Raw genomic sequence first — 12,940 nt, 5'->3', positions numbered from 1 at the left:
ACATTGCCAATTCATAGTCTCATATCTTAGACTATTATTTCTCTTTTTTCTATGTTTTCTTTCTATTTTATGATATAATGTTATGATATAAATTTTAAGCAAGGGATGGAAAAAAATTGATTAGTGTAAATAACATAAGTTTAAGATATGGATCACAAAAATTATTTGATGATGTTAATTTAGTATTTACACCTGGTAACTGCTATGGTGTAATTGGGGCCAATGGTGCTGGAAAAAGTACATTTCTTAGGATATTATCTGGTGAAATTGAACCTAATACTGGAGATATTTCCATTGATAAAAATATTAGAATGTCTGTACTTAAACAGGACCACTTCCAATATGATGATTGTGGTGTAATTCAAACAGTAATCATGGGAAATAAAAGATTATATGAAATAATGGTTGAGAAAGATGCTATCTATGCTAAAGAGGACTTTTCTGATGAAGATGGTATAAAAGCTTCTGAACTTGAAGCTGAATTTGCTGAAATGGATGGATGGAGTGCTGAGTCTGAGGCCTCATCTTTATTACAAGGTCTAGGAATTGATACTTCTTTACATGAAAAAAAGGTAGCAGATTTAACTGGTAATGAAAAAGTTAAGGTATTACTTGCCCAGGCCTTATTTGGTAAGCCAGGAATACTAATTCTTGATGAGCCTACTAACCACCTTGATGTAAAGTCTGTAAGATGGCTTCAAACATTTTTAGGTGATTTTGAGGGTACTGTCATAGTAGTATCTCATGATAGACACTTCCTAAATGAAGTATGTACACATATGGTGGATATTGACTTTGGTAAAATAAAAATGTTTGTAGGAAATTACGATTTCTGGTATGAGTCAAGCCAGTTAGCCCTTCAAATGATGAAGGATCAAAATAAGAAAAAAGAAGATAAGATTAAAGAATTACAATCCTTTATTGCTCGATTTAGTGCCAATGCTTCCAAATCTAAACAGGCAACTTCACGTAAGAAGTTACTAGAAAAAATTACCTTAGATGATATAGTACCTTCTACTAGAAGATACCCCTTCGTTGGATTTACTATGGAAAGAGAAGTTGGTAACGAAATATTAACTGTAGAAGATATATCAAAAACTATAGATGGAGTAAAAGTATTAGATAATATTAGCTTTAGAGTAAACAAAGGAGACAAGGCTGCATTTATTGGAGATGAAATAGGTATTACTACATTATTTAAAATTATAATGGGAGAGATGGAGCCCGATAGCGGAAGCTATAAATGGGGAGTTACTATTACAAAATCATATTTCCCTAAAGATAATTCAGAGTTCTTCAACGATGTAGATTTGAACCTTGTTGATTGGTTAAGACAATTCTCCGAGGAACAATCTGAAATATATTTAAGAGGCTTCTTAGGAAGAATGTTATTTTCAGGAGAAGAAGCATTAAAGCAAGCTAAAGTATTATCTGGAGGCGAAAAGGTAAGATGTATGTTGTCTAAGATGATGTTAAGTAATTCCAATGTGTTGATCCTTGATCAACCTACAAACCATTTAGACCTAGAATCTATTACTGCTGTGAATAATGGATTAAAAGATTTTAAGAGCAATGTATTGTTCGCTTCCCACGACCACGAATTCATCCAAACTATTGCCAATAGAATAATTGAGATAAAATCTGATGGATTCAATGATAGAGCAATGACATATGAAGAATATATAGAAAAATTCTATTAAAAGGCTAAGCCTTTTAATAGAATTTTTTATTTTATAAAAACACTTTTCTTAAATATTGACTTAATCTATCTATTATGATTATCATAATAGACACTCCAACAAGCAATAATCCCACCCTTTCCCAATTTCTCCATGTTATATTAATTGTTAGGGCAGTCCCTACACCTCCTGCTCCAATTACACCTAAAATAGTAGAATTTCTAATATTAGATTCTAGCCTATATAATAACAATCCTATAAAACTTGGAAATGTATGAGGCAAAAGTCCATGTATATAGCTTTGAAATCTCGTTGCTCCTGTTACAATTATACTGTCTTGAATATTCCTTTGAGTATTTTCCAATACCTCACTATACATTTTTGTAAGTACACCTGTTGTATAAATACTAAGAGCTATGGCTCCAGCCAAAGGTCCTGGACCTACTCCACGAAAAAATATTATGGCAGTTATTAGTGGAGGAAATGTTCTCAAAATATTTATACCTCCTTTAAAAATTAAGGATATTGCCCTTTTAGGAGATGTATTATATGCAGTTAAATATGAAAATATTAGAGAAAATACCCCTCCTACTATAGTAGCAAATATGGCTATAAAAAAACTTTCCTTTATTCCATCCATAAGCTTAGGAAAATAAGATATATCTATTTTTATCATTCTCCTTATAATATCTGTGCCTTGCCCTATTCCAAGAACTAATCTATCATGGTCTATATCTAAGAATTTAAATACAATATATAATAACACTATAAATACCATAGGCATATAGATTATTTTACATATTTGGAATCTTTTATGCTCTTTTATATCCGTAAATTTAATATTTTTTTTATTTAAATATTTTCTAATAGATAGGCTCAGTAAATCAATTACTAAAATAGTCAAAAACAAAATCAATATTATAGTAGCCACATTATCATATCTCAAATGGTTTAAATCCTTCCACATAATCTGACCTATTCCACCAGCACCAACTAATCCTAATATCGCTGCTGCCCTAATATTAGTTTCTAATACAATAAAAAATACAGAAACAGATAGCTCAAATACATAGGGAAGAACACAATATCTCAATACCTGTATGGAACTTGCTCCTATGGCTCTAATAGAGTTCAGTTGATTTTCTTTAATGGATTCAATATACTCTCTAAATAATTTTAAAGACATTAAAAAACCAATAATTCCAAGAGCTATAATACCTGAAAATTTCCCTATACTAAATATACTTACTAACAAAGCTGCCCATATTAAACTTGGAATAGTTCTAAGAAAAGAAAAAAATCCATTTAATATACCTGCCAATAAATTATTAGAAGTAATATTGTTTGCCGTAAATAGAGAAAATGGTAATGCCAATACTAGTCCCATTAAAGATGCAATTATTGCCATTTGAATTGTCTCAACTAATTTTTGAATTACCTCTTTACTATATAGCAAATTAGGCTTTAAAATCCTTTCAATAAGGTCCATCATACTAGGTAAACCTTTGTACAATCTAATAAAGCTAAAATCCACTTTATATCCTAAATAAATTAAAACAATAAACATTCCCAGCAAATATGAATATCTATATATTCTTTTACTATTCATATATTTCTTTAAGGAATTCATCTTTTAATTCACCTGCTTTTCCATCAAATAAAAGCTTCCCTCTTTTTAAAGCTACTATCCTCTTACAGTATTTTTTTGCTAGATTTACATCATGAAGATTGATTAATATGGTAATATTTTTCTTCTCATTGATGGTTTTAAAATAATTCATTATATTTTGAGAAGTAGAGACATCAAGACTAGCCACAGGTTCATCAGCTAATATTATTTTGGGACTCTGACATAGAGTCTTGGCTATGGCAACTCTTTGTTTTTGACCTCCACTTAATTGATCTGATCTTTCAAAGATCTTTTCACTTAGTCCTACTTGGATCAATGCTTTTTCTGCCCTTTTATAATCCTTATCAGTAAATATTCCAAACATTGAGTGAAGGGAAGACTTGTATCCAAGCCTTCCTACTAATACATTGTCTAAAACTGATGATCTGTCTATCAAATTATGATCCTGAAAGACAAAACCTATCTCTCTTCTTACGGCTCTAAGCTGAGGATTTTTAAGACTCATTATATCTACATCATCTATATAGATTTTTCCCCTTACAGGTTTAACCAATAAATTTATGGATTTCAATATGCTAGACTTCCCACTTCCAGATGAACCTATTATCCCTACAAATTCCCCTTGCCCTACTTCTAAACTTATATCATCTACAGCTAGTATCTTTCTATCATATGAAACTGTAATATGCTCTAGTCTCAGCATCTCACATCATCCCCTAATTTCCCTCTTTTAAATCAACATTCATAAACTCTGCTGTATCTCTTATAATATCATAATCAGCATCTGTTGCTTCTTCAAATCCATACATATTAAATAGCTCTTTTAAAAGCTCTAATCCTTCCTCCGATTTAGCAAGGTTCAGTAAAGCATTTTTTATTTTTTCCCTAAGTTCATCATCCATGTCTCCTCTTACAGTTACAGATATATTGGGAATATAATCTGTATATCCTAGTATTTTAGTCTTTTCCATAGCATTAGGAAAATCCTCTTTATATCTATCTCTTGCATCAACAAAAGTAGTGGCTACATCAATATCACCATTTAATAGTAATTGTAAAGCCTTGTCATGTCCTCCACCATATACGTATTCTATATCCTTCTCTATATCAAGCCCTTTCTTAATTAGATGTGCTCCAGGAAATAGATAGCCTGATGTGGAAGATGGGTCTACAAATGCTACCTTCTTACCCTTTACATCTGAAAAGCTTTCAATTTCACTATCCTTTCTTACTAAGAATTGGGAACGATATTTTGCTTCCCCAGATTTATTTAATGCTGTAAGTATAACACCTGCATTACTTTCCTGATTAGCTAAGACATAGGCAAATGGAGGAATAAATCCAAAATCGACTTGACCTGACCCCAGTCCTTCTACTACACCTACATAATTAGTGGCTGTAAAGCCCTCTACCTTAACTCCAAGATCCTTAGATAAAATCTCTGTTAAAGGCTCTACAGACTCTATTAACTTATCTCCATCCTTCATAGGAACAAAACCCATTCTAATAACCTCTTCTTTTTTCTGAGTACAACCAATAATTGGAATAACTAAGGTTATAATTAATAAAAAAGCAATCATTCTTTTCATTATATTTCCCCCTTAAATCTAAATTATTGATTACAGAATACTACACTTTTATATTAATTGCAATACACTTTTAAGATATTTTAATTACACTACCATTCGTATCGATACGCTTTGTTTTTTCATTAAAAAAGATAGCCATCAGCTATCTTCTTTGTTAGGTAGTACCTTACTGCATTAATTTTAATAAAACCTCAAGTTTTAATCTATTCATAGGGTCTTCTATGTCAAAATTTATTAAATCATTTATTTCTTCTATTCTTTTCCTAACTGTGTTTATGTGTAGGAAAAGTTGCTTTGCTGTAAGACTATAATTCATTTTACATTCTAGATATACTTTTAGAGTTTCTATAAGCTCTTTATGATCAGGATTTTCAATTAGAATTTTAATATCCTTTGACATTATTTCTAACTCATCTTCCTTTATGTCCATCCAAGCAAAAACTCCTAAATCAGAATAATTTAGATAATCTTCATCTGGATATAATATCTGACCAATCTTTATGGTTTGTTCACATCTCATATAATTTCTTTTTATTTCATATATTGTGCTCTCATTGTCTGAAATACCAAAAACTATATTTATATTTTCAATCTTTGACTCTATTCTTTTTTTAAAAATATTAGCTGATTTTTTCATTAGCTCCAAATTCTCTTTTTCTGGAATCCTATTATCTGCTGGAAGCAAGAAAACACAACTATTATCATCTATCATAGCCATTCTCGCTTCCATATGTGATATGCTGCTATTTATAGCTTCCTTGAGTTCATCTTTATAACTGACTAGATGAGCCTCTTCTTTTTCTTGTTTCATCAAAATCAAATAATAATTTAAATTTATATCTAGACCTAGGTCAATAGCTCTCTTAACTATAGTTTCATCATCTGATAAGCTACCAGATACAATTTCTGTAATAAACTTTTCAAAACCTATGTCTCCAATACTTTGTGCTACTAATATCTGCTCATATAGAGACTGAAGAAGTAAAAATCCTATTCGTAATGCAAATTGATCAAAGTAATCTATAAGTCCTGTAGCCTCAACCACTACAAAATAAGCTTTTATCTTGTCTCCCACTGTGATAGGTACAGTAATCCAGCTATAGGGCTTATCATATTTATCGTCATAAAATCTATATCGTATCATTCTAAGATTGTCACATAATATTTCTTTCGTGACTTCTATTGTTGGATTCCAAAAATCTCCTATCTGAATATCTTCCATCAATTCCAAAAATGTAGGGGAGCTATAATAAGGCTTTTCACTTGATAAATCATAGAGCATTGCAGGAAAATTCATTTCCCTTTCCATTTGTGATAATATCTTATTTATCTTTCTTGATTGATAAGTCAAATTAGAAAAACTCTTGGGATTAATATTCCCTATCCTAAATTGTCTAATATTTTTATTCATTACAAGTACATTAAGTTGGTTCATAATCTCCATCCACGAAGGAGCCATTGGAATATTTATTAGAGGTATGTTATGCTCATTAAATATAGATATTATATGATCTGGGACAGTCTTTAAATATCTATCTAATTTAATTCCCATACCGGATATTTCTCTAAATGTATTGGTCTTAATGTATTCTCCGAATAGTCTTGGATGTTGTTGAAATACATAACCTGATGATATAACAAACTCCCTGCCCTTGGTCCATTTATATCCATCTGGTGCATCAAGGATTGCAATTCCTTGTATTTGTTTATCTATCCCTCCCTGTCCTGCTATGACTTTAAAGTCTTTGAAAAATTCTGCTTTAAGCATTTCTCTAATAGTTAAACCCATAGTACCACCTGTTTCTATTTAATGTTAGTATTATACCACAAATCATTATATATATAAGAAAGAGATTCTTTACACCTATATAATAATGTTATTTAGAACAATGTAAAGAATCTCTTTTTTATTTAATTATATAAAAGTTTATTATCGAAGTGGACTTACATATTTATTATTTTCTGTTTTTTTATTAAACTCAGCCTTTGCTTCCTCCACTAATTTAGGGTCGTTTAATAAATCATACATCATACCTGAGAATATTTCTGCTGCATATAACATTCCTTTTATTCCAATAGATGATCCTGATGATGAAGTAGCCTGCCATGAATGAGCTGGAACTCCCAATGGCCAAGTAGCAGTTAAGAATAAATTCATTGGCATTATCCATGAAACATCACCACTATCAGAAGAACCTGTAATTTGTACAGAATCTGATTTTTCTTTTTCCACTACTCCTTCATATAGGTATGTCTTTTCGCTACCTGATCTCACAAATTTTTTAACTTCTGCTTCTACTAATTTTGGCTCTAAGCTTTCTTGTATTGTTTTTGCAAATTGTAATTCTTCTTCTGTATATTCTGGTGAACCAATTTCAACCATGTTCTTGTGAGTCAAATCGAATAACACCTTATTTCCCAACATTTCATAACATCCACCTAGTACTTCATATTCAACTGTAGTTTCTGTCATCATTGCTGCACCTTGTGCAATCTTGACTAATCTTTCAGTTATATCATCTACATCTTTTCTATGTGGTGCTCTAACAAAATACCAAGACTCTGCTTCTTTTGGAACAATATTCGGAGCTCCACCTGCATTTGTTATTGTATAATGAACTCTAGCTGAATCTATGATATGCTCTCTTAAATAGTTTGCACCTACATTCATTAACTCTACAGCATCTAATGCAGATCTACCTGATTCTGGTGATGCAGCTGCATGGGCTGATATTCCATGAAACTTAAACTTAATAGAATTATTTGATAAAAATGTACTTTCTATAGCAACATTAGCATTCATTGGATGCCAGCTTAATGCTAAGTCACATCCTTCAAAAGCTCCAGTCTTAATCATTTTTACTTTACCTATTAAAGTCTCTTCCTCTGGAGAACCATAAAATCTTATTGTTCCACTTTTTTTAGTTTCCTCCAAATATTTCTTAATTGCTAGTACGCCACCTAGGGCAGCACTTCCTAAAAGATTGTGTCCACAGCCATGTCCTGGTGCACCTTCTTGTACTGGATTAAACTTTGTATCTAAATTTTGAGATAACCCAGGTAGTGCATCGTATTCTCCCAATACTGCTATAACTGGAGAACCACTTCCATATTCACCAATTAGAGCGTGTTCCATTTCATCTACTTCTTTTATTTTAAAACCATAGTTCTTTAATATTTCTCTATATAAATTAGCAGCTTCTTTTTCATTTCCAGAAGTCTCTGGATTGTTCCATACCTTTAAGCTTAAATCTTTTACCTCTTCACTTATATCTTTTAAATATTTTAATACATCTGATTTATTCAATGTAAACCCTCCTTAGATACTTTTATATAAGTTTCTTTTTGTATAAAGCTGTACCTATACCAATAGTTCCAAATACTGCACCTAATGTAACTATATAACTTGGTTTACCAGGTAAGAAACTAAATACTCCTACATTTAATGCAAATGTTAGAGCTAGTGCTATTCCTAATGCTATTGGCGCTAATTTCAACTTTTTAAGAGCAAATTGTATAAATATAGCTCCAAATAATGCAGGTAATAAAAAGTTAAATGAGGCAACTACACTTTCTGGTAATGATTCTAAAACTGCAGTACCTGCGAATACTCCTAAAGCCAATATTACTATATTTACAATAACTGATGTAGCCATACCTAATGTAGCTATAATGGTTCCTTCTTTTGTTCCTGGCTCTACACCTGCAACATTTTGAGATACAGCTGCAGCTGGTATCCTAAGATTTGAAATATTTCCAGTTATAAATGCCATATATGTTCCTGGCACTCCAACTATTGGGAAATATGATATTGGTTCAACTACCCAGTTTATACCTACTGCTGATGCTATAGCTATAAATGCTGTTATAATTGCAGATACAGGTGGCATCAGTTTATATACTACTGCAAGTACTAATGCTGGTCCAAAGGATAACAATATTCCTAACCAACCAGTTATCCTTCCCCATTTAATTATATATGGTAAATAGATTCCATCATATTGATTACTTTTTTCCATTATTATAGACCTCCTATTATTTCAAATTATATTATTGCAGCTATTAACATTCCACCAAATAATGCAAAGGTTAATGCCCATTCCTTGAGCCATTTTATATCCTTCTTGTCTGCTATTGGAGATAGAATAAGCATTATAGCTCCACCAGCCAGTGCCGCAATTGTATTTTTATTCATTGCCAATAGGTGCCCTGACACTAATGAACCGAAGGATCCTAGCATAGCTGCTACAGATATAATACTTAACATTCCTTTATCACCTTTGGAAAATTTAGTCTGTACCTTTTCCATCTTGTCTGCTGTTAATGTAGCAAATACTATCCAACCCATGGAACCAAGTATCATAGTCCAAACTGCATTTGCAAAAGCTATATTTGTCATTGGGTCTATTCCCATCTTAACTCCTACTGCCTCTGTTCCAAAGCCTGCTGCCATCATTTCAAACATTACAGAGCCTATAAATGATAACCTCATCCATGCCATCGGACCACCTACTGTTACTAATAATGATAAAAGTCCTGTTAAAATTACTATTGAAGGTCCTAAAGATGTGATAAAACTGCTTTTCATAGCACTCTTCATCTGATTATCAGTAAGCCCTATTTCTTTTCCTGTACTATAAGATTTTTTAGCGAAAATAATTGCTTGAAACAATGCTAATATTATGGCAAGACCTGCTGCCAGCCACATTGGAAAGCTATTTGCTATTTTTAAATAATCCATAAGTATTCCTCCTTAGTTATTGTGTGACTATATGGTATCACCATAGCATATATGGATTCAACGCAAAAACTTTCATAATTTAATCAGATTTTTGAAAATATTTTCAAAAATAAAAAACAACCTATGAGAAGGAGGCCACTGAAAAACATTAGTTGTTTTTCTAGATTCTTAATCTAGATAATGAAATTAAAACGAACTAGGGATATATTTTTTATCACTAGTTCGTTTTTCTTTAATAAAAGCTTATGATATTAAATTTAACTTACTTTATTAATGCAATTATTCTTTTTAAATTTACTGCAAATATTGTGAGTGCTCCTTGCAATTCTATGCCAATTAGACCTGAAGATGATGCTATATCATATCCATGTCTATGCTTTAATTCGCTATTTTTAGCCTCTATTTTATACCGTTCTTTTACTCTCTCTTTAAAATACTCTGTTTCTTGAAAATTCATTTGCTTTTGATGAGTTACAGATTTTATAGATACAGAATATGATTTTGTTTTTGCACCTTCTTTATAGCATCCATCTTTATGCGAACAACATTTACACTTTTCTATGTCAAAATAATATGTATTGACTTGATTTCTTGCCCCCCCTTTTTTACCTTGGCGTGCTTTCCTTATTGCCATATGCCCTGCTTTACAGACATACATTCCAGCATCTTTATTATATTCAAACTTGTCCTCATTTTTTCTATTGCCGTGGACTACTGTAGGATTTAGCTTTGAAATTAATCTAAATTTTTCTTCCTTAGCATACTTTATATTATCTTTTTCTGAGTATGCGGTATCTCCTATTACTTCATTTACTTCAATACCATTTTTACGTGATTTTTCTACTAAATCTTTTAATTGTTTACCATCATGCTTTTCTCCAGATGTTATGGTGGCTGCAGTTATTATTCTTTCTCCTGTCAATGCTAAATGAGTTTTATATCCAAAAAAAGAAGTGTCTGCAGTTTTATGACCTACTTTTGCATCCTTGTCATTAGCATATTCTAACATTTCTAAATCATCTTCAATTAATTCTTTTAATAAATTCATTTTCTCTTTTACTTTAGGGTATTGAGATATTATTTCATTGTTTTCAACAACAGATATTAGTTTTTTACAATATTGTATTTCATCTTCTAGAATACCGCTATTTACTTTTGGAGGAAATTCTTTTTTTATTGAGTCATCTATTTCATAGACTGATTTTCTTAACTTCTTAGAGTATTCAAGAAGGATTTCTCTTTGCGATTTTTGGTTATATCTTGCTTTTGTATGAGTGGAGTCCACAATGATTGAATTGCTTTTTATTATACCTTCTTCTAATGCTATTTCTACAGTTTTTCCAATGAGTAAATCAAGTAAATTAATATCTTTTAATCTTTGTTTTCTAAACTTTGTTAAAGAACTTGGATTAATAACGTCTTCTTCTGGTGCCATATTAAGGAAATACTTAAATGACATATCATATCTTGAACGTTCTACGACATCTATATCTGATAAGTCATAAATTACTTTTAGAAGAAGGTATTTGAACATTCTTAAAGGATCAATTGCACCTCTTCCATTATCAGGAGAATATTTTGTGATTAATTCATCATAAACAAATGAAAAATCAATCATTTCATTTATCTTTCTAAGGATATTATCTTTTGGAATAATCAAATTGTATATTTCACTATATGTACTTAAAATCATTTCCATTTGTTTTTTTAGCATTAGAATCACCTTCATCAATTAGAATGTATTTATATATATATATATATTCTACAACAAAAAAGCATAACTCCTACAACTATTATTGTATTTGTTATGCCTTTAATTCTATTTTACTAGTACTTTTTCAGTGGCCTCATGAGAAGGGGGATACTCATAGGTTGTTTTCTTACAGTTTATTTTGCATCTGTAAATTCTATATCAATCTTTAATTCTGTATTATTCCTTATAACTGTTAATTTTGCTTTATCACCTTGTTTATATTTATATAATGATTTTTTCAAATTACTCATATTATCTATTTTTACATCGTCTATCTTAGTTAATATATCTCCATTTAGCAGACCTGCTTTGGAGGCTGGAGTATTCTCAGATACTTCTATTAGTATGACTCCAGCATCTGCTGTCAATTTAACTCCTAGTCTGGCTTGATAATCTTCAACAGAAACCCCTGATATTCCTAAAAACACAGTCTTGTAGGATCCATTTTTAACAACTTCTTCTACTATTGCCTTAGCCTCATTTATAGGAATAGAGAAACCTAATCCTTCTGCTGATTTAATTTTTGCTGTATTTATACCTATTACTTCACCTTTACTGTTTAAAAGAGGTCCACCACTATTTCCTGGATTAATGGAAGCATCTGTTTGTATTAAATCCTCTATTACATTATTTGAACTTACTTGGATTGACCTATGAAGTCCAGATATTATACCTGATGTAACTGATCTTTGAAACTCTAGTCCTAATGGATTTCCAATAGCTACAGTTATTTCACCAACTTCTAGATCATCTGAATCTCCTAAATCAGCCACTGGAAGTCCTGTAGCTTCTACCTTGACTATGGCAAGATCTAGTGCTGTATCATTCCAAAGCACTGTACCTGGTTTCTTATCACCATTTTCAAACAATACATTTACTTCCTTAGCATTACCATCGGCAACTACATGAGAGTTCGTAAGTATATATCCATTACTATCTATTATAACTCCTGAACCTACACCTTCTACTTCCTGTTGTGAAAATAAGTATTGCTGTAATTCTACAGATGTTATACCTACTACTGAACTCATCGCTTTTTTAGCCACAGCAGATACTGTATTTATACTATCGTTAGTTGTAATATTTACTGGTGCTGCTACATATTGAGAAGTTTTTGGATTTGGTAATACCTTCCCATATAAACTAGGTGCTATATACGTAGATCCTAAACCTCCGATAAGAGATGCAACTAAAGCCAAAGATACATAGGATAGTAAACTTCCTCTAAATGTTCTTTTCTTTTTTTGCTTTTTCCTCGAGTCTTCTTCTGAACTTCTGTAGATATAAATATCTTCTGGTATCTTATATTCTTCTGCTGTTTCTTCTATAACTTCTTCTCTGCTTTCGAATTCTTCACTTGCCTTATTCTCATTCATATCATAATCTCTATTTTCATCCATAATATTTCCTCCAATCCTTTTTAATCATCAATTGATTAAATCCTTATTTATTATATTAACCTAATACTATGAAAACAATATGGGGTAATTGTGTTTTTGTTGTGGGATTTATTTTTTATTTTTAATATATTTGTTATAATATCCTTAA

The 12,940-nt window shown here is 31.2% G+C and carries 10 protein-coding genes; 1 reads left to right on the top strand and 9 read right to left on the bottom strand.

Annotated features, from left to right (window positions below; all coding sequences use genetic code 11):
* Positions 1–116 precede the first annotated feature (116 nt).
* Complete coding sequence (locus RBU61_RS18150) at positions 117–1,700, top strand: ATP-binding cassette domain-containing protein (RefSeq protein WP_308877082.1); 1,584 nt, start codon at positions 117–119, stop codon at positions 1,698–1,700.
* A gap of 31 nt (positions 1,701–1,731) precedes the next feature.
* Here the strand turns inward: RBU61_RS18150 and phnE are convergent, their stop codons facing one another.
* The 9 genes from phnE to RBU61_RS18105 all read right to left on the bottom strand — a co-directional run bounded on the left by phnE (position 1,732) and on the right by RBU61_RS18105 (position 12,792).
* Positions 1,732–3,309 carry a phosphonate ABC transporter, permease protein PhnE gene (gene phnE, locus RBU61_RS18145; RefSeq protein WP_308877081.1) on the bottom strand — a complete coding sequence of 526 codons (1,578 nt, stop codon included), beginning with the start codon at positions 3,307–3,309 and terminating at the stop codon, positions 1,732–1,734.
* A complete protein-coding gene (gene phnC, locus RBU61_RS18140; RefSeq protein ID WP_308877080.1) occupies positions 3,281–4,012 on the bottom strand; it encodes a phosphonate ABC transporter ATP-binding protein in 732 nt (243 codons plus the stop codon). Before phnC ends, phnE begins: the two co-directional genes overlap by 29 nt.
* A gap of 13 nt (positions 4,013–4,025) precedes the next feature.
* A complete protein-coding gene (locus RBU61_RS18135) occupies positions 4,026–4,898 on the bottom strand; it encodes a phosphate/phosphite/phosphonate ABC transporter substrate-binding protein (RefSeq protein WP_308877079.1) in 873 nt (290 codons plus the stop codon).
* A 166-nt stretch (positions 4,899–5,064) separates the two neighbouring features.
* Positions 5,065–6,687, bottom strand: coding sequence for a PucR family transcriptional regulator ligand-binding domain-containing protein (locus RBU61_RS18130; RefSeq protein ID WP_308877078.1), 1,623 nt, complete (start codon positions 6,685–6,687; stop codon positions 5,065–5,067).
* Positions 6,688–6,828: 141 nt separating this feature from the next.
* Positions 6,829–8,205 (bottom strand): amidohydrolase, encoded by a 1,377-nt coding sequence (locus RBU61_RS18125; RefSeq protein ID WP_308877077.1) that lies wholly within the window; start codon positions 8,203–8,205, stop codon positions 6,829–6,831.
* A 22-nt stretch (positions 8,206–8,227) separates the two neighbouring features.
* Complete coding sequence (locus RBU61_RS18120) at positions 8,228–8,917, bottom strand: hypothetical protein (protein ID WP_308877076.1); 690 nt, start codon at positions 8,915–8,917, stop codon at positions 8,228–8,230.
* Positions 8,918–8,943: 26 nt separating this feature from the next.
* Entirely contained in the window at positions 8,944–9,639 is a 696-nt protein-coding gene (locus RBU61_RS18115; protein WP_308877075.1) for a DUF5058 family protein, read from the bottom strand.
* 262 nt (positions 9,640–9,901) lie between these two features.
* Positions 9,902–11,353, bottom strand: a complete 1,452-nt coding sequence (locus tag RBU61_RS18110) for an IS1182 family transposase (protein WP_308877074.1) — start codon at positions 11,351–11,353, stop codon at positions 9,902–9,904.
* A 173-nt stretch (positions 11,354–11,526) separates the two neighbouring features.
* Entirely contained in the window at positions 11,527–12,792 is a 1,266-nt protein-coding gene (locus tag RBU61_RS18105) for a trypsin-like peptidase domain-containing protein (RefSeq protein WP_308877073.1), read from the bottom strand.
* Between the last annotated feature and the right edge of the window lie 148 nt (positions 12,793–12,940).

This window comes from Tissierella sp. MB52-C2, from assembly GCF_030931715.1.
Lineage (GTDB): Bacteria > Bacillota > Clostridia > Tissierellales > Tissierellaceae > Tissierella.
Note: the sequence above shows the minus strand (reverse complement) of the source record. Positions and strands in the feature narration are given on the sequence as shown.